We start from the raw sequence: 20111 nt of genomic DNA on the forward strand, positions 1-20111 counted from the left end.
TTACCGATATCGATAAAAAATTGTACTTTATCGATATTTTAACTTTCAGACAAATACCGGCCATGAGCAAGGAACTTACCCATCCGTACTTTATGCTGCTGAACACAGGGCGCGCGGTACACAACGCGGACTGGAACTGGCGGAACGTCTGCAGCCCGTTTATCCGGATACACTTTATAGAAAGCGGTACGGCGAAGCTGCTCCGGGAGGACAAAACATACGAACTGAAAAAGAACCACCTGTATCTTACCCCGGCTTACACTACGCACGGGTACCAATGCGAAGGCCCACTGTCATTGTATTATATCCATATCTATGAAGAGCCTGGCAACCAGCAAAGCGTCTTTGACCTGGTAGACGTTCCCGTTGAAATAAAGGCCGCCCCGCTGGTGATACAGCTGATAAAACGGCTTACTGCCATCCACCCGGAAAGGAAACTGCCGCATTTCGATCCCTGGTCTTACGACAACGGTCCCACGCTGGTCAGGAGCATCGCACGGCAAAAAGCGGCGCCACTGGGCTATGAAATGGAGGCGCAGGGCATTATCCGGCAGATCGTGTCCCGGTTTCTGCAGCAGGCTGCCGATAAAAACCTCCGGATAGACAAACGTATCCGGCAATCACTGCATTATATCCGCACGCACCTCGACAGGCCCATCAGCGTTGACACGCTCGCGGAGAGCTGCTTTCTCACCAAAGACCATTTTATCCGGTTATTCAAAAAAGATATGGGAAGCACTCCCGGCAAATACATCCAGGAGCAGAAAATAGAAAAGGCCCGCCGCATGATCATGACGCGGGACATCCCTGTTAAAGACCTTGCGTACAGCCTGGGATTTGAGAATGACGCGTATTTTAACCGCTTCTTTAAAAAGATGACCGGAGAGAACCCCGGCAGTTATAAAAAGAAAATCAGGGCGCTGGAAAAAGAAACCGCGCACAACAGGTGAAACCCGCCGGATTCCGGTGAAAACCGGCGGGCAACAGTCCTGCAAAAAATTATACTTTCTGCGCGTTACGCAGGTTATGCTTTTTGACGTGTGCGGCCACCATCTCCGCAGAAGTGATTTCTTCTGCCCCGGCTTCAAAGGTATCAAAGGGTATAATCGCTGAAAAATCAATACTCGTCTCTTTTTGAAGCTCTTCAATACTGCACATGTATTCTTTAAACTGTACATTCTGATCGAGGTCCAGCTGTTCCCAGTCGATATCATCCACCAATGACTGCTGGGATAACTTAAAGGCAGTCGCTTTTAAGTCGCCTTCATCTGTCAGCCACAGCACGATCTTAAAGAAGTCCACCGGCACCTGTACTCCTCTGAACACGCGGTCGTCTTCTCTGAAGATAGGGCCGTTGAAAACGGAGATGCGCGCCGTTTTCCCCTCCTCTGCTGTTGCCCCCTGCTCCAGGATCACTTTCTCCAGCAAGCCCCACAGTCCTTTCCTGCTGCTTTGATTGATGGCAGCCACCTGCGGGCAGGCGTTGGTGTACATACAGGTCAGGTCGGCGTTGCGTTTGGCGTCGTCCGCGGTAGCGCCCCAGTTGGCGTCTTCCCGGCGGCTCATATGCCCTCTGTCAAAACCGCTGTTTTTATAGAAACTGTCGTCCAGCTGCAGATCGAAGCTTAACCGGTTATCGCGCAGCCATACGTCTTTGCGCTTGCTGTCGTCCAGCCGTTTGGCGGGATCTCCGTCCACGTTGATGGCGCTGATGATCGGCATTCTTCTCACAGCATGAAGGATGGTGCTGTAGTGATAATATTTCAGGACGATGCTGTCGGTCCCATCCAGTTTAGCGGCGAATTTCTTCAGCGTCGCTTTGGGTTGCGGCATGGCGATATTGAGCCCGCGGCCCAGGAAGGTGGAGAGATAGCCTTTGCATGCGGAGAAATCGGTTTCCTGCTCCAGCTTTTTGATCTCTTCGAAATCGGCTTCCGCGGCGGACGGTTCTGCCGTCTTCGGGGGGTGACCGGCGCGGTGCCTGTACCCTGGCTGATATGAATATTGATCATACCATTGCGCTCTATCAGCGAGGCAGGAAAAGAAATATTGACATTAGCAGCAGGGTTGTTCGTTTCCATAGCAGGAGTTTTAGGAGTGAGTGAAGGGGTTGTATTTTCTTTTGCAGGAAGTTTTTCCTGCGCCGTCAGCGTTGTTTGTTTGGGGGACGACAGGTCTTTTACCAGGGGCTCATCGGGGAAATTGAGGGCGATATCCTTTAAGATCACGCTGACGCGGATGCCCTCGTTGGCGATCCACACCACGCGGGAGGCGTCGATAGCGCCGTTGACCAGCGGGATCACCTTTCCGTCTTTATCGATATAGTCGCCCGCGGCGTTCTTCTGTCCCACGCCCATATGATGCAGGGCCACCACCTGCCACTGATCGTTAAAAACAGGGCTGCCGCTGCTGCCGGGCGCGGTGTCTGTTTTATACCAGATAGACGTGGGCGCTATTTTTATAAACAGGTTTTCCCGGAGAGACAGCTGTTTGTAGTCCCCGTTGGGGTGATGGATGATATTCAGCGCTTCTTCCTCTTCGTTGCCCAGTTTACCGAGGGCGGGGTCCAGGAAGAGATAGCCGATATCGTTGATACTGCGTGTTCCGGTAGTATCTGCCGGCGACACCGCCACCAAACAATAATCCAGTTCTTTGGAAGCGTAATAAAACCGGTCGGCGTCCAGCGCAAAAGAGACGGCGCTGCCGGGAGAGCCGTGGATATCCAGCTCGTAGAAAAACTGCACTTCGCTGTCGGCCACCGATGCTTTTGTTTTAAAGACGTGCCAGTTGGTAAGCAGCAGGTTGTAGGACACCATGAACCCGGTCGCAAAGGCGACGTTCCTGTTGCCTTGTTTGATCGCGATCCGTCCTACCCGTTGTTTGGCCTGGCTGATCAGTTCCACGAAATTGCTGTAAACGGAATCATTTTTACCAATGGCGCGTTCAAAGGCAAAATCTACCGGCTCCTGCTTCACGGTGGCCAGCATTTGTTTTCTTCGCTGCATGTTTTCATCGGCGCCTAAGATATTGCCGGCAACCACGCTGGCAGGTACGTCTGCCGGCACGATCTCTTCGGCCAGGCCGGGGAAAGTGTCTCTGACGGGAATTTGTTCCAGCGCTGCATATCGGCTTTCCGATTCGGCCAGCTGGTCAAGGGGTACTTGCATCATAATGACAGGAATTTAAAATGGTATAGAAATTAACATCCTCTCTACAGATAGTAGGGCCATCTCCAGTAAATAACAATGATATCTTTCTGAACTGTCTGCGGAATAGCCGGTTATCGCCGGCAACATTGGGGTTTTACGATGTTAAAAGTACAGCTTACCCGCACCCCTGCCAAATTAATTTTATGTTATTCCAGCTGGTCCGCTGCGGTCGTTTTTCCGGTATGCTGTCGTAAAATGGTTAATAAATTATTAATTCCACGCATATCACCTGTAAAGTCCAAAGTTTTTCACTCACTTTAAAAAAACAAACAACTCCCATGAAACACCCTCAACTTCTGCTGGCAATCGCCATCTGTGGCCTGTTTGGCTGTAAAAAGGACGCTGCCGACAACACGCTGCCCGGCCATCCGGTGGCCGACAACCATCAGCTCGCCGGCAGCAATGCCACGGTCGCGTTTTCGCTTAACAACTGGATGGGCAGCATTGCGAACGAGCGCAACCTTGCTGCTATCAGTATCCCCGGCACGCACGACAGCGGCGCCCGCTTTGAGCCCATAGGCGGCACCGCCAAATGCCAGGACCTCACCATCGCCCAGCAGCTGGACGCCGGCATCCGCTTCCTGGATATCAGATGCCGCCACATCGGCGACGCTTTTGCCATCCATCACGGCAGCGTCTATCAGAACCTCAACTTCAACGACGTGGTGACAGCCTGCTACACTTTCCTGAATGCCAACCCCACGGAGACGATCATCATGTGCGTGAAAGAAGAATACGACCCTACCGACAACACCCGTTCCTTTGAACAGACGTTCGACAGCTATACCGCCCAGCAGCCCGGCAAATGGTACCTGTCTTCCGCCATCCCCAACCTCGGCGACGTGCGCGGCAAAATAGTGCTGCTCAGAAGATTCGGCGCTTCTTCTACGCCCAAAGGCATCGAAGCGACCAACTGGGCCGACAACACCACCTTTACCATCAACAACAGCAACTCCACGTTACGGGTGCAGGACCAGTACCAGGTGCCCGACAATAACGCCAAATGGACCAACATCACTAACCTGCTGAGCGAAGCCAAAACCGGCAATGCAGCTACGCTGTACATCAATTTCACCAGCGGCTATAAACCGCTGATCTTTGGCATCCCCAGCATTACCACGGTGTCTAACGCCATCAACCCGCAGGTCAGCAATTATTTCACCAGCAATACCCAGGGCCGGTATGGCATCCTTCCGATGGACTTTGCCACCTCCGCCAGGAACAATCTTATTATCAGCACCAACTTCTGATAAAAAAGGGCTGACCCAAAAGCCTGTTTTGCTTTTGGGTCAGCCCTCCTGATGTCATGAAATATTTATTTCACAAAACTGCCATCTCCCCTTCTCATCCCTCCCGCAGCTTTGCTTTTGGAGAACCGCTGCGGGTTCCACGCCAGCTGTACCAGGAAATAACGGCTGTCCACGGCGGACATCACACTGGAATAACCGGTGGCCGTTTGTGCGATAACGTTATAGTAGTTCTGCCGCAACAGGTCCATCACAACGAAGCTAACGACCGCGTCTTTTTTCTTCAGGAAACGTTTTTCGATGTTAGCGTTGATCACTAATGGGTACAGCGTACCAGGAAGGCTGCTGGCCCTCACGATATTCTGTCTGCCGCTCAGGTTGATTTTAACATCTGCAGGCAGAAAAAAGGCGCCTTTTAACAGCACATTAAATTCATTGTTATACAAAGGCCGGCCGGGTTGCAGGGAGTTGATATTTCGGGAGCCGCTATACACTACCCCCGAAGCAATATCCAGCCATTTTACCGGCGTAGAAGAGGCCGTAAATGAGTGCGACATATTGCGCTGCAGCGTAATGGCCTGTTGTCCATCGGCTAAATACAGCTGTTTGCCCCACATCAGATGACCATCGAGCTTAAACACGATATTCAGCTGCCGTAAATTTTTCGAGAGGGAATAGGTGGCATTTTTGTTATTGCCCCCTTTCACATTCAGGTAGTAGGTTTCGGTACGTATCGTTTTCGTCACTGTATCTATCCGGACCAGCCTATTGGTCCCAATTTCGTTGTGCAACTGGCTATAGGTCAATTCACCTGATACCTGCATCCCTGCCTGGGGAAACATATAACTTCCCCTTAAATGCCAGTTGTCTGTCATACCTGCTCTCAGTTCCTTATTACCGATAACCACATCAAATGGCGTGGCGAAGTAAGGTTTCTCATTGAGCTGCAACAGGGAAGGCAGGCGTATGTTACGGCTGTAGCTGGCCGTAACGCTTCCGGCTGTGGAGAGTGCATAATCCAGCGTTACCGACGGCAGAAATGCACCGGTGCGGGTAGAAAGGTCCAACTCCTTTAAATGCAGCTTTGTCTGTTGCCAGTTGATCTCATATTTCCCCGCCAGCTCCAGTGAAATTTTTGTATTGTAGCTATACTTAACGGATAACGCAGCAGGCAACTTGTACTCCCTGAGCATATTATCATTGCTCAACTCGTTCAGCCGTTTTACGTCCTGCCCGGGTGTTACCTGGTCCCGGTAGTTGACATCGGTCGACTTGCTGTGGGAAGGGGATACTCTTAACAGGAAAGTGAGTTTCTGCCGCCATGTATACGTCAGTGCTGCGCTGATCGCGTTGTACAGGGCACTGCTCTTCTGCCGCTGCCACAGGTACAGGGAGCTGTCCGCTTTTACGGTGTCATCACCATAGGTGTCGGTGTTATCATGCCCGGAGCCCCTCACGCCCTTGCCACTGCTGTTTATATTCAGCGTCAGGCCTACTTTACGGCTGGAAAAAAATGTCATGAAAGAGGCCAGGTTATAGGTAGGCATGTCTACGGTATTGCCCGACGACATCCGCTGTAAATTCGACAGAATTCCCGACTGGCGCAACTCGTTACTGTTTTCAATTTCATTGCGCATGAGTGTGCCCGATACCGTCGTCATCATATGAAAATCGCCCTTGCTGACACGGGCATTCAAGGTGAGCGTCTGGTCCGTATAAGTGTTTTGGGTAGACCTCCTGGTATTGCGTTTCAGGCTACCTTCCTTGTAAAACTCTTCCGAAAAACTTTCCACCTCACTTACCTGGTGTCTCCGCCCTATGGCGTAGTCCGCGCCAAAATTTAATTTACCTATGGTATTACCATAATGCATTTGGGTGGCCAGGACTTTCGCCTGTCCTCCCGAACCGCCACCGCCGGATGAAAATGCGCTTCCCATACCGCTGATGGTCCCAACAGGATCACCGGATATAATCCCCAAAGGCTCCTGGCTGCCAGCAGCCGACAGACTCCATTGGTTCCATCCGTCAATGGACTTGGCGGAAGCGCCCGCCCTGTAACGGTCAAACGAACCGCCTTCTGCCACCACATGGTACATCCGGCCGGCGGACTTATCGGCTTTGGTCACCACGTTCAGCGTCTGGGAAGAAGCTTCTGATTTAGACAATCTTGGCCCTGTTCCGTTTTCATTGTCCTGGATCACCTGGATACGTTCCACAATATCTGCCGGCAGCTCTTTAATGGCAGCGGCAACATCACCATTGAAATATTTTGCGCCGTTAAAGAGCGCCCTGTTGACCAGCTTGCCGCGATAGGTCAGCTGACCGTTGGCATCCGTCTGGAAGCCTTCCATCTTCTTCAGCATGTCTTCCAGCCGGGCCAGATCACGCACCACGTAATCCTTTGCCCAGAACTCGGTGGTATCTCCTCTTTCCTGTGGCCCTTTCGCAGTGGTCACCGCCACCTCTTTCAGCTGCACCATGCCGGAACCCATCACCACAGGTGGCAATACAAGAACAGGCTTCGTATCATTCAGGAAATATTTTTTGCGGTAAGGACGATAACTCATGACCTGTACCTCCAGGGTGAAACTTTCGCTCCGCACCGCCGGGAAATTAAATACTCCATATTCAGAAGTCACCGTATGCAACGTATCTTTTGGCGATATCAACCGTACCATCGCCGAAGGGATTTTTCTGCCCAAACTGTCCCTTACAATACCATTCACTCTCCTGACCGACAACAGTTTAGCAGCTGATTTCTCGTATACCTGCGCCACCAGCGCGGCACCGGGCATTAACAATAAAAATAAAGCGAGTAATAAAATCTTCTGCAAACGACTTATTTTAGGCTGTAGGTAATGGATAATTTTGATTCGACCATGAGATCGTCGACAGCTTCCGGCGTGCCCCTCTCCATGTTAAACCCGCTGATGTATCCTACCCCGTTGAGAGCGGCCGCTATGTCTTTTTCCCCTGGAATGACAATCCGTATATACACCGTTCCGCTTTTTGCCGGCAGCAGTTTCATGGGAATGGCCAGTTCACAATCCGCGCCCACCACACTGGTGACAGCCTCTTTGGGCACCTCGGCTGCTGCCGGCATCCCGTTGACAGACGTGGGAATGGTCTGCATCAACATATCGCCGGCCGACGACTGGCGGTCTTTCTGTTCCCGTTCCCAAAATCCGCCGGCGGCCAGCAGCCCTTCATCATTATAGATTGTCAGTGTATCAAAGGACCGCCCGTCAACTTTTTTTACTTCGAGGAAGTTCCACATGTCGTCCTTGTTGAGACTGAAATGCCCGGGATAGAAAATTTTAAGACCGTCTTTATCTTCTTTTTCTTTGCCGATCTCAAACGACATCCGCCCCTCCAGCACTATCTTCCAGGCATATTTGGGACGCCGCAGGGCTATGTACAGATAGTCGTGATCGTTATGCACGTCGTAGTAAAGCCGGGCCGCTTTGTCATAGTGGCGTAAAGTATCTCCCCACTCCTTCAGCTGGCCATCAATGATGACGTTGCCAGGCGGAGAAGATTGTGCATGGGCGACACCCGTAAAACATCCCCCTGAAAATAACAGGCAACAGAGACCCCGGCATAATAAATAAACAGGTAGTTTCTTCATCATAAAAAAAAGAGATTTACTTCTCCAGCCTGGATTTGATCAGCTGATCTATTTCCACATTCAGGCCGTCTTCGATGCGTAACAACACTTTACCGTCCTTGTCCAGCAGGAACTTGGTGGGATAGGAAGTTACCCGGAAGGCTTTTACGATGTCTAATCCGCCCGATCCTTCGTCGTTCAGTACATGTACCCAGTCCACCCCGTCTTTTTTGATGGCCGCCAGCCAGTTGGCGGTGGCTTTGTCCAGCGGCGTTTTATCTCCATGTACGTTTTCATTGGCTACGGCAACAATCTCCAGCCCCCTGTCTTTATACGCGGCGTACAGCTCTTTTAAATGAGGATGGCTCTGGCGGCAGGCCCCGCACCAGCTGCCCCAGAAGTCAAGGATGATCAGTTTCCCCCTGTAATCGCTCAGGCGGACGGTTTTGCCGTATTGGTTTTTCCGGATGAAATCCGGCGCCTGCATACCGGTAAGGGCTATCTGCTTTAAATGCACGATCCTGTCCCGGATTTTTTTCGCTGCCTGTGTGTTCTTCAGCCTGTTGCTCAGTTTTTCATAGGCGATGGCATAGCTGTCTGCGCTATACATCCCGTGGTTATAGTCCAGTTCATACAGGCTGACATAAGAATCAGGATGTGCCTCAACAAATTGCTGCATGATAATGCGTTTCTCGCGGTAGAGGGCCGCAGGTTTCGTTGTCACAAAATTATAGAAGGCTATGCTGTCTTTTTCGCGGTCTATCGCCTGCAGTTGTTTTATCATTTCCGCCTCCCCGATGTCTTTCCTTAACAGGGTGTTTAATAACCCTACATCCCGCAACACTTCTTTTTTATCGACACTGTCCTTCGACAAAAAGGTCATCACCAGCTCCGGCTCCAGGTCAAACATGCCTGCTGTACTGTCTTTCCCGTCCTGTTGCCGGCAAATTCCTGCCAAAGGGAACAGCAGCATTCCCCACAGAACTATTCTTTTCATGATCATTGCTAAATATGATAATGGTTGATATTATCCTACAGGCACCGGCGACGGGAAAAAGGGTGAAGGCAAAAAGAAAAAGCAGGACACTTTGTCCTGCTTTTAGCATCATGCTGATGATCTTGTTATGCTGAAACGACCGTGATATCAGGATGGTCTGCAATAATCTCCATTACTATATCAAAATAAGTCTGGCCACGGCCCTCCTCCAATTCCTTCAGTTTCTCTTCAAAATACCTGCGGTTAAACGGTGCGCCGGGCGACAACTTTTCCTCGTAGTACTTCCGGGTGGCTTCCACCCCCAATGCTGCTTTACTATGCGCGATGTCTTTCCAGACCAGCACCACCCGTTCGTCTCCCGTGATAGCGCCAAAACCGCCATGCAGCAGATCGTTGAAGCCATCGAGGCTGTTGCCCAGCTTCCAGTCTTCCCCGGCCATGAATAAACGGTTTATTTCCGCGTAGAAGTCAGGAATGGCATTGATCCGGCTCCCTTCAATGACGAACGTTTTTTGCTGCATACGAAGTATTATGCAGCCAAGGTAATGAAATACAGGGACTTTGATTTTCCCGGATTTTTTCGTATATTAACAAAACGAAACCTGTTTCGTCGTCAAAACTACTATCCATGCAATACTTAAAAAAGAACCTGAAAGCTGTTATTTTTGTTGCCGCCATCGTGGTGGAACTCCTTGCCCAGCTGTTCAAACATATTTGACAACCCGGCAGTATCCGCCTGCTGTATAAAAAACAAACGAAGAGGACGTCCCCTTTACCGGGGACGTCCTCTTCGTTTGTCAGATACTGTGTTTCTTTTTATTGTTTAACAATCTTTTTCAGGTACACCTGTTTTACACCGTTCTTCACTCTTACGAGGTAAACGCCCGGAGGCAGCGAGGAAATATCCAGCTGGGCGTTAACGATGCCTATTTCACGACGCAGCACTTCACGGCCGTTTACATCCAGCAGGCTCACTTCTGATTTTCCGGTGAATCCTGTAAGGTTGATGTTCATGATATTGTTGACAGGGTTCGGGAACACATCCACTTTCTGCTCTTTGCTGATCACGTCCTTACCGATCACCGCCTCTTCGCCGCGGCTCGCAGTACCTGTCTGTACACGCAGCGTGTAGCAGGTAGTAGCGCTGTTGGCGCCACTGTAGCCATACACCTGTGCATAATAAGTACCTGCGGCCACTGTTCTGCTGATGGTTTCATTGCTGGTGCCGGCGGCCTGTGAAATGGCCACTTGCGTACCCGCGCTGTTCAGCAGCTTCAGGTCGTAATCGCCGGGCAGTGTCCCCAAGGTGATGGTGATAGTACCACCGGTAGTGATCACAAATTTATAGTGATCAATATCACCGCTCGGGCTGATCAAACCTGTAACATCGGTGTTAAACGGAATGGTGGCGGCGCCGGAGCGGGTATCGTTGGTGGAATTATCCAGCGGATTGGCGCAGCCGGAGGAGGTTAAAGTAGTGAACTGCGCCGCTGCGTAGCTACTGTTGCCGCTTGCGCAGTTGGTCCGCACCCTCCAGTCATACAAGGTGTTGGACGTTAAACCGCTCAGGTTAACCGACAAGGAAGTGGTTGCGGTAGCCGCATTGGTCCATGTGGATGAAGTATTGGGCTTATAGTCCACATCATAGCTCACAGCACCGCTCACTGCTGCCCAGCCGACGGTGGCCCCTGCGGCAGTCACACCGGAGCTGGTTAAACCAGCCGGCGCGTTACAGGTACCTGTTGACGTAGTGGTGAACTGCGCTGTTGAATAAGTGCTGCTGCCGCTGCTGCAATTGGTCCTTACCCTGTAATCATAGGTCGTTCCGGTGGTGAGGCCGGTCAGTCCTACAGAAACGGCGGTCGTTCCGGTGGCCGCATTGGTCCATGTGCCGGAGCTGGCAGGTTTGTAATCCACATCATACGATACCGCGCCACTGGCAGCGGTCCATCCTACGGTCGCCGATGTGGTGGTAACAGCGGAAGCGGTAAGGCCTGCCGGAGCAGCGCAACCGGAGCCGGAGGTGATGGTGAAGTTGGTGTTGGAGATATCAAAGAAGATATTCCCTACTGCTTCCACCTTTATTCTGGCGGTGGTAGTGGGTGTATTGGGAATCGTTACCGTTTCGCTGCCATCGTTGGGGGTACTGGCCACCAGGGTGCTGAAGGTGTTACCGCCGTCTGTGGAGATCGATATTTTCACGTTGGCGGTGCTCACAGGCGCCGCTGTGGTATTAGCCACGTTCCAGGTAACAGATTGCGATGAGTTGCCGGCCCATGATACGTTGGTGTTGGGAGACGTTACGGTAAACGGCCCGGAGGTGTTGGTCACGGTAATGGTGGCATCTGCGAAGTTGGTCTGCCCGATGGTCACCGGAGCGGTGGAACTGTACGGCGCATTGTCTCTTACCGTTAAGCGGAATTTCAACGTCCTGGAAACGGAGCTCAGCGCTTCTGTATTAGCGCCGGCATCGCCACCTGCCAGCGGACCTGATACCGAACCACCGGCGAGGATCGTTGCCAGTTTGGGAAAGTATCTTACCGGGGTGGTGACAGGCGCATAGGATATCCAGTTGGGCCCGGACGCTTTGGTGGCGCTGGCCACGCTGGAGCTGCCTGTCTGTGAGGAGGTGGCGTTATCATTCTGCTCCCAGGAATACGTCAGCACGTCGCCGGCATTAGCGTCTGTTGCGGAGCCGGTCAGCGCAAAGGGGGTGCTGATGGGAATGGTAAAGTTACCGCCGGCATTCACCACCGGGGTGGCGTTGTTGGCGGAGATACTGGTCGTTACCGGGCATGTTTTCCCTGAAAGGTTGGACTGGATCTGTGCAATGGAAGCAGCGTGATAATACGCAATGGAGTGTGGGGCGAGGTCCTGGCTGGTAATGCCGGCATACCCCATAATGGTGATACCGGAACCAGGTTCCACGTTCACACCGGTGCCTTCGTTGCTCATGGAAAAAGTGTGGTTGGCGCCCAGCTGGTGGCCTACTTCATGCACCACATAGTCGATATCGAAATTATCGCCCTGTGGAATGTTGTCGGCAGGAGAAGTAAAACCGCTGCCTTTGGAGTTGTCGACGCAAATACAGCCGATGCAACCGGCGTTGCCGCCACCGCCGGATGCACCGAACAGGTGGCCGATATCATAGTTCGCTGCTCCGATTTTTGTGTTCAGGGTATTTTGCAATTCACTGTTCCATGCTCCTCCCGCGCCTGAGCTGGCGGCGGAATAGGGATCGGTGTTCGGATCATAATAGATCACATTGGTGCTGGCTGCGATCAGGTTAAGGTGCAGGGCCAGGTCTTTTTCATAAACGCCGTTACAACGGGTCAGCGTAGCGTTGATAGCCGCCAGTACCAGCGATACCTGTGAGGCGCTGGTAGCCCCGAAATAGTTGGAATATTCCGCCGTAACGGATTGTGCCAGCCGCAGCGTTTTGGCGTCGCCGGTAGACCGTGCCACGGTACCTACCTGGTTGCCGATGCTGGCAGCCAGCTTCTGCTCGGGCGTAGAACATTTCCAGGGCAATGTCTTTGGTTGTTTTTTGAACACTGCGTACACCGTGTGGTCAGCAGAATAAGGTTCGATGAACTCATTTTGTTTTTCCGTGCGGAAGACCATAGCCTGTATCCCCTGCGGAGAAATGCTCAGTTTTAAGGTAGCGTTTTTGTCGGTTATGCCTTTCCCGGAAAACGCTCTTATCTCCGGGAATTGGGCTTGTAAGGCAGGTTCGAAATTAGAAGCTTCCACAACGGTGTACTGCTCAATTTCTCCGTCGGCGTTCGGCAGCGAAATGATGACCGCCTGCGAGGCGGCGTTGCCTACGGTCCTGAATACGTCTCTTTTCAAAGGCGTCAGGTTCAGGTCAAATAATTTGTATTGGGCGGGAAAAGCAAGGCGCGCCACGGCTTTGTCGGTGGCAATCCTGGCGACATCGGTATGCGGCCGCCAGTAGTCCTGCGCATACGATAGGGTACTACACAACAATGCTGTTGCGAGAAGTAAAACTTTTTTCATTGGTAGTTCAGATTTTGGTAAAAAAAGGGTTGTTTTTTCAGATATAGTTTAGTGCTAGTGCTCCGGGTTTTAAATCGGGTTTTTGTGAATAATGGTTGTTTATGTTGCTTACATAAATGTAGCAGAACTCTCTGCGGCAGAAATACACGACTACTATTTTTCCAAATAAAAAACGGCTGCCGCTGTATTTACAGAGACAACCGCTTGTATATGAAGGGGGATCTTATCTTACAATACCAACGTTTTCCCTTTGGGCACCGCTTTTGCAGGCTTTGGCAGGAATCCTGCCTGCTGCAGCTCCCGCACACTGTCTTTCACCGCCCTTATAATCTGGCGTACATGTTCGTCGGTATGGGCATCGGACAGGAAGCAGGTCCTTCCCTCCCATATATATACCCCTTTCTCCAGCAGGTGATAGAAAAAGAGGTCCATATTGGAGGTAATGGCGAAATAGAACAGTGAGCCGAAATTATGTACGTCCATCGGTACGTTGTTCTCTTTCAGGAAGGCCGACAGCTCGCTGACCAGCCTGGTGGTACGGGCATTCAGTTGTTCCTGCAACGCGGGGCCCCGCTGCTGCAGTTCTTTCAGCAACGCCAGCGTAGCAGACATGCTCAGCGGATGTTTACAGAAGGTACCGGCAAAAAAGGTGGTATCTGTTGCAGGATAGGAATCGTCGCCGTACTGCCACATGCCGCCGTCCAGTGCGTCCATATACTTACGGGAACCGGCGATAATGCCTATCGGTAACCCGCCGCCCGCTATCTTACCGTAAGTGGCCAGGTCGGCGCGTACGCCAAAATACGCCTGTGCCCCGCCGGGATGGATGCGGAAGCCGGTGATCATCTCGTCAAAGATCAGGGCGATGTCTTCTGCGGCGGTCATATCGCGCAGGGCGTGCAGCAACGCTTTGGGCTGATACCCCGGCTTACGGCTCTGTACCGGTTCCACCAGTACGGCGGCCAGTTCATGCTTATGTGCGCGTATCTGTTCCACCACATCGGGATGATGATAGTCAAATATCAATACATCTGCCACCATGTTATGAACGATGCCGGCGGCCATGGGTACGCCTGCATGGCTTCTCTCCAGGTCTTCCGGAGCGGCCAGCGTACCATCGAAATGGCCGTGATAGGAGCCGGCGAAGACGGCCACCTTTTTTCTGCCGGTAACGGTGCGGGCCAGCCTCACGGCGGTCATCACCGCTTCGGTTCCGGAGTTGTGGAAGCTGGCGCGTTCTGTTCCGGTGAGCGATGTCACCAGTTCAGCTACCTGGCCGGCCAGCGGTGTTTGCGGCCCCAGCTGGAAGCCCTGCTGCAGCTGCTGCTGAAGGGCGTCGATGATCGCCGGCGGACAATGCCCCAGCAGGTCTACACCAAAGCCCATCGCCAGGTCGATGTAGGTATTGCCGTCCAGGTCCGTGATGGTAGCGCCGGCAGACGAAGCCGCCTGGATAGGATATACCAGTTCCTTGGTAGAGAAACGGAACCCCGCCGAAGCACGGTTGTCCGTCAATACTGACCTGTATTGCTGTGTATGCGCTTTTGATTTTTGTGTTTTGAGATTATACCGGCGGATAAACGCATCCAGGTACTGTTGCTGCTCCTCGCTGTAGCCGGACTGCCCGGGGCGGGTTTCCATTTTAGGAAAAATGGAACGATGCTGCACCGGCGCTTTCGTTACTTCGGCGGCGACCGGCGCGGGAAGCGTTGTGCCGTTGCCGTTAGCCTTTATGCCTGCTGCCGCTTCGGCAGGCAGTTGTCCGGTACCCAGGTGCTGTGACAACAGCGTCAGCTGTTGCTCCAGGAAATCGAACAAACGTTGCGATACGGCAGGATCGGCCGGACCTGAATGGTGCACGGCCCCGTTGGTTTTTACGGGAGCTGTCGCCGCCAGCTTTACCGCCGGAGCTACCGCCGGTACTTCCTGCGCTACGGGTAGCGGCGCTGCTGCAGGCGTAGCTTCCGGTATGCCGTCGGCGATATAGTCCGTTATCAGCCGGATGGTCGTCAGCGTTTCAAACAGCTGCCGGATACTGAAATTGACGTTGTATTTTTTTTCTATCTTCCTGATGGCGCTCGCCAGCACCAGCGAGTCGGCGCCCATTTCCAGGAACCGGGCATGTATATCAATATCAGCGGCGGGCATCTTCAGCAGGCTGCTGAAGATGTCGGTAATATCCCGCAGTATGGCGGCACGCTGGGACGATGCATGAGGAGTGTCGGTCATAATCTTGTTTTTTTGTTCGTATTGCGGATGGGTAACAGGTAGTATTTCTTTTTCAAAGGCCCAGTAACGCTGACGGTTAAACGAATACACCGGCAGATGTGCTCTTCGCTGGTCCTGCTGGTCAAACAGCTGTTCTGCCCGGACAGGCAATCCTTTGACATATAACGTCAGTAATGCCTGCAGCATCATGTCCCAGGAGGAATGCCCGATTTTCATGCAGGGCAGCAGGCAGTCTTCCGCATATGCCGCGGTGAGCTGCACCATCGACAGCAGGTTGGGCTGCGGGCCCAGCTCCATCAGGATGTCGCCACCCAGCGCGGAGATGGTCTGTATACTTTTGGCGAACATTACCGGCGAAATGATCTGATCGCACCAGTAACGATGGTCCGGTATTTCCGTCATCACCTCCCCGGTGATATTGGAAATCAGCTGCAGCCTGGACGGCCGGAAATCGATCTGCTTCGCCACCGTACGGAATTCGTCCAGCATCGTCTCCATCAGCGGAGAGTGCGACGCATGGGCTATCAGGAGCGGGCGACTGTCGATGCCGGCCTCTTTCAGCGACACCAGCGCGTCGGCCACCGCCTGTTTTTTTCCGGAGATGACTGTCAGCGCCGGCCCGTTCACCGCTGCAATGGAGAGATCTTTTCCGTAAGGCAGGATCATGGTGCTCACTTCTTCCACCGGGGCGAAGACGGTCGCCATAGCGCCCGGTTCTTTCACCGCCTGCATCAGCCGCGCTCTTTCGGTGACCAGCTTCAGCCCGTCGTCCAGGCTGAACACACCTGCCACATAGGCGGCGGCGTATTCGCCCACACTATGGCCGGCAACGATGGCGGGCGACAAGCCCCATGACTTCCATACTTCGGCCAGCGCACAGGAAACAACATAGAGGGCCGGCTGGAAATACGTCATCTGCAGCAGCAACTCGTTGGATGCCTCCTTCTCCATTTTGTAAAGCAGGGTGGTCAGGGAGATACCCCACTGCCCTTCCAGCCAGCCGTCGCAATGATCTATCACCTGCCGGAAGACGGCGTTGTGTTCATATAGTTCGATGCCCATGTTCCGGTACTGTGAACCGCCGCCGGTGAAAAGCCATACCAGCTGGCCATCGCGGGGTTGTACCCTGCCGGACAGCACCTGCTCCGTATAAGCGTTTTCGTTATAAGCGCGTAAACGTTGCACCGCCTCTGTTACAGAAGCCGCGGGAAAGGCAATGCGATAAGGGAATGCTTCTCTCGTGGTGAAAGTACTCCAGCCGATAGCTGCCAATGTATCCGTAGTGCCCGTAAGCGCAGCAGCATAGCGCGCTGCCAGCGACTGCAAGGCAGCAGGTGATTTGGCCGACAGCGTCAGCGGGCAGGATGGCCGCTGTACTAACGGCGCCGGTGCTACGTTGCCGGCAACCGCCGGTGCTTCTTCGAGTATCAGGTGCACGTTGGTGCCGCTAAGTCCGAAAGAGCTGATGGCCGCACGCCTGGGCGTGGTGACAGCGGGCCAGTCCGTCGGCCTGTCCACCACCTTCAGCTGCATGTCTTTCCAGGGTATATAACTGCTGGGGGTATTAAAGTTAAGGGTAGCGGGCAGCTGTTGCTGTTGCAGTGACAATACAGTCTTGATAAGCCCCGCGATGCCGGCTGCCGCTTCGAGGTGACCGATATTGGATTTCACGGCGCCCAGCAGCAGCGGATTATCCGTCCCGCGGGACTGCCCGTACACCGCCTGCAGCGCCTGCGCCTCTACCGGGTCGCCCAGTTTGGTGCCCGTTCCATGCGCTTCCACATATTGCACGGTATGCGGCTCCACTCCTGCCTGCTGCAGGGCTTTCCGGATCACCTGCTGCTGTGCGAGGCCGTTGGGCGCAGTAAGGCCGTTGCTTTGTCCGTCGTGGTTCACCGCCGATCCTTTGATGACGGCCAGTATGGTATCGCCATCCCGCTGCGCGTCGCTGAGGCGCTTCAGCACAATCATACCGGCGCCTTCCCCCCTGACGTAGCCATCCGCCGTTTCGTCGAATGCGTGGCATTGCCCGGTGGGAGACAGCGCTTTCATGCGGCACAGCCGTATCGTGGTATCCGGTGAGAGCATCAGGTTCACCCCTCCTGCCAGCGCCAGCGAACATTCCCCCAGCAGCAGATGCTGACAGGCCTGGTGGACGCTGAGCAGCGACGAGGAACAGGCGGTGTCCAGCTGCAGCACGGGCCCATGGAAGTCGAACAGGTAGGCGATCCTTCCCGCCGCCACGCTCCGCTGCAGCCCCAGCGTGCTGAAAGCATCTTCGAACAAAGCCGGCGGCGTATGGTCTTCCACGATCTGCTGATAATCGTCGGTGCCCAGCCCTACAAACACGCCGGTGTCGCTGCCTCTCAGGGAAGACGGACGGATACCGGCATGCTCCATGGCTTCCCAGCTGACTTCCAGCAACAAACGCTGCTGAGGGTCCATCCCTGCGGCCTCCCTGGGAGAGATACCGAAGAACACCGGATCGAACTGGTCCGCCTGTTCGATAAAACCGCCATGCCGGGTGTACATTTTTCCCGTTTCGTCTTCATCAGCGCTATAGTAACGCTCCACCGGCCAGCGGTCCGCCGGCACTACGGTCACGCCGCTACGTTGCTGGCGCAACAGTTCCCAGAAGGCGGCAGGACTGTCCGCAGCACCGGGAAATCGGCATCCCATACCGATGACGGCAATTTTTTCTTCAGCTCCCTGTGGCTGCCGCTGCGCTTCTGTGCCGGCAACAGCTGTCCCTGAAAGGTGCGCCGCCAGCGCTGTGGCCGTGGTATAGTTATAGATAAGCGTCTTGTCTACCGGCATGCCCAGCCATTGTTCCAGATCGGCCGCCAGCATGACAGCCTGCATGGAGGTGAGGCCGTATTCCGCAAATACCCGGTCGGCCGACAGCACCGCTGCCGACAGCTTAAAACGCTGTTGCAGCCACTGCTGCAGCCAATCGCGGATCTCGGAAAAACTGCGTGCAGCCGTTTGCTTTAGTAGCAGGGTTTTCTGTTGCGCGGCAGTTATTTCACCGATAACATCCGCATACAGGCCCTGGCGGTAGTCTTCGGCGAAAGTATACCGCTTCACTTTCCCGCTGGTGGTTTTAGGCACTTTCCGCACGGGCAGCACATGTTTCACTTCCAGGCCCAGCCGGGAGGCCACACAGCTTTTGATGGCGGCGATAACGGGCAGGAATTTCTCTATGGAGGATTTATGGATGGTAAATACCACGATGGCTTCTGTGCCGGTGTCTTCATCCGGTACGCCGCAGGCCACTACTTTACCGGTTTCGGCCCCGGTCCCGTGTTCTATCGTATGTTCGATATCATGCGGATAAACGTTCATACCGTTGACGAAAATGATATCTTTCGAGCGTCCGGTGATATACAGGTAGCCGTCGAGCATAAAACCGGTATCGCCGGTATTGAGCCAGCCGTTGCGGATAGCGGCCGTTGTTGCTGTTTCGTTATTGTAATAGCGCGCGGTCACCGCATCGCCCTGTATCTGCACGAGGCCGAGGTGGCCGTCCGGCAGCGGCTTGCCGGCATCGTTGGTGATGCTCACCGCCACGCCACCGATGATTTTCCCCAGGTTCACTATTTCGAGGCTTTCCACCGCCTCTTCCTGCTGGTAGCTGATCGCCACCGGCTGCCCTGTCACCAGGGAATCCCGGCGGACAAACAGGCTGGTCATCGCGGCGCCGATATCTCCGAAGGTTACCTCCAGCGTGCCTTCTGCCAGCCCGTATCCCGGGAACATCGCCGCGGGGTCCAGCTGATAATCCGCCATTACGGTCATGAACTGGCGGCACAGCGGCGCCGATATCGGCTCCGCCCCGTTGAGGATGATCCGCAGCGAGGAGAAGTCAAGCCCCTCGCCTTTTTCCGGGGTAAACTGGTTCAGATAGTACTTATACCCGAAGTTGGGTGAACCGGTTACCGTAACGCGGTGTTCCGATATTTTCTGCATCCATAACAACGGGTTTCTGATAAACAGGTCCGTCGGCAGGATGTAGTGATTTAAGCCGGCGGCGAAAGGATACAGGTGAAACCCGATCAGTCCCATATCGTGTGTGAGCGGCATCCAGCTCAGGTGACTGTCACGTTCGGTCAACCGATGTGCGGTAATTGCTTCCCATATATTGGTCACCAGGTTTTTGTGCGTCAGCACCACCCCTTTGGGGTTACCGGTAGATCCCGATGAAAACTGGAGGAAAGCGATGGTTTCAGGGGTAACGGGAACGACTATCCCTTGTTGACCGTTATCTTCTTTTTCATCGGTAAAAAGAATACTGTCGAAATCCCGGCTGTCGGCCGCAGCGGCGCCGGAAAGCAGCTTTTCGGCATGGGCGCGCCTCACCGCCAGCGCAGGCTTATGGAGGAAATTCCTGATCTTAAAGAGCTTCTGCGCGTTCTCCCCTTCATAGGTGACGGCCACCGGCACAGGAATGATAGCGCCGAGGATACAGGCCCAGAAAACCTGCAGGAAAGTTTTGTTGTCCTCGATCTGCAATACCAGTTCCGTGCCCGGCGTCAGGCCTTTGGCCTGCAGGTAAGCCAGCCATGATAAGGCGTCTTCATACAGCTGTTGGTACGAAAGGAAATCCTCTTTGTTGCTGCCCGCTACAAAGGTGACACCTTTGTGGGGTTCATCTTTGAGTCCGATCAGCATCTGTTGCAGGGTGTCCGGACGCAATGTGTGCTTCATAAACAATACATTTTTGGGAATAGCTTCGCCATAAGACTGTGTCCTACAGTCTCCGAATGGCGGCATGCTGAATGATGGTATACGTATTTATCTGC

General features: G+C 53.6%; 10 protein-coding genes. 2 read left to right on the forward strand and 8 right to left on the reverse strand.

The window, feature by feature from the left end; all coding sequences use genetic code 11:
• Positions 1 to 62 precede the first annotated feature (62 nt).
• Positions 63 to 950 carry a helix-turn-helix domain-containing protein gene (locus HF324_RS20055; protein ID WP_168860645.1) on the forward strand — a complete coding sequence of 296 codons (888 nt, stop codon included), beginning with the start codon at positions 63 to 65 and terminating at the stop codon, positions 948 to 950.
• A gap of 49 nt (positions 951 to 999) precedes the next feature.
• On the opposite strand, the gene HF324_RS20060 is transcribed toward HF324_RS20055, so the two are convergent.
• Together HF324_RS20060 and HF324_RS20065 are read right to left on the reverse strand one after the other, a co-directional pair.
• The gene (locus HF324_RS20060) at positions 1000 to 1833 is read right to left on the reverse strand and encodes a DNA/RNA non-specific endonuclease (RefSeq protein WP_168860646.1); all 834 of its coding nucleotides are present in this window, start codon (positions 1831 to 1833) and stop codon (positions 1000 to 1002) included.
• Positions 1809 to 3170: a trypsin-like serine peptidase gene (locus HF324_RS20065; RefSeq protein ID WP_168860647.1), complete on the reverse strand. Its 1362-nt coding sequence runs from the start codon at positions 3168 to 3170 to the stop codon at positions 1809 to 1811. The genes HF324_RS20060 and HF324_RS20065 overlap by 25 nt, the downstream gene beginning before the upstream one ends.
• A gap of 317 nt (positions 3171 to 3487) precedes the next feature.
• Between HF324_RS20065 and HF324_RS20070 the strand changes: the two genes are divergently transcribed.
• The gene (locus HF324_RS20070; protein WP_168860648.1) at positions 3488 to 4459 is read left to right on the forward strand and encodes a phosphatidylinositol-specific phospholipase C; all 972 of its coding nucleotides are present in this window, start codon (positions 3488 to 3490) and stop codon (positions 4457 to 4459) included.
• Between the two features lie 65 nt (positions 4460 to 4524).
• Here the strand turns inward: HF324_RS20070 and HF324_RS20075 are convergent, their stop codons facing one another.
• From HF324_RS20075 to HF324_RS20100, 6 genes are all read right to left on the reverse strand, one after another.
• Complete coding sequence (locus tag HF324_RS20075; protein WP_168860649.1) at positions 4525 to 7290, reverse strand: TonB-dependent receptor; 2766 nt, start codon at positions 7288 to 7290, stop codon at positions 4525 to 4527.
• Between the two features lie 5 nt (positions 7291 to 7295).
• Complete coding sequence (locus HF324_RS20080) at positions 7296 to 8087, reverse strand: hypothetical protein (RefSeq protein WP_168860650.1); 792 nt, start codon at positions 8085 to 8087, stop codon at positions 7296 to 7298.
• Between the two features lie 13 nt (positions 8088 to 8100).
• Positions 8101 to 9060 (reverse strand): peroxiredoxin family protein, encoded by a 960-nt coding sequence (locus HF324_RS20085; protein ID WP_168804196.1) that lies wholly within the window; start codon positions 9058 to 9060, stop codon positions 8101 to 8103.
• Between the two features lie 125 nt (positions 9061 to 9185).
• Complete coding sequence (locus HF324_RS20090) at positions 9186 to 9581, reverse strand: barstar family protein (RefSeq protein WP_168804197.1); 396 nt, start codon at positions 9579 to 9581, stop codon at positions 9186 to 9188.
• A 295-nt stretch (positions 9582 to 9876) separates the two neighbouring features.
• On the reverse strand, positions 9877 to 13080 hold the full coding sequence (locus HF324_RS20095) for a zinc-dependent metalloprotease (RefSeq protein WP_168860651.1): 3204 nt from the start codon (positions 13078 to 13080) through the stop codon (positions 9877 to 9879).
• Between the two features lie 228 nt (positions 13081 to 13308).
• Complete coding sequence (locus tag HF324_RS20100) at positions 13309 to 20016, reverse strand: type I polyketide synthase (protein WP_168860652.1); 6708 nt, start codon at positions 20014 to 20016, stop codon at positions 13309 to 13311.
• Positions 20017 to 20111 lie beyond the last annotated feature (95 nt).

It is taken from the genome of Chitinophaga oryzae (genome assembly GCF_012516375.2).
Classification (GTDB): domain Bacteria; phylum Bacteroidota; class Bacteroidia; order Chitinophagales; family Chitinophagaceae; genus Chitinophaga; species Chitinophaga oryzae.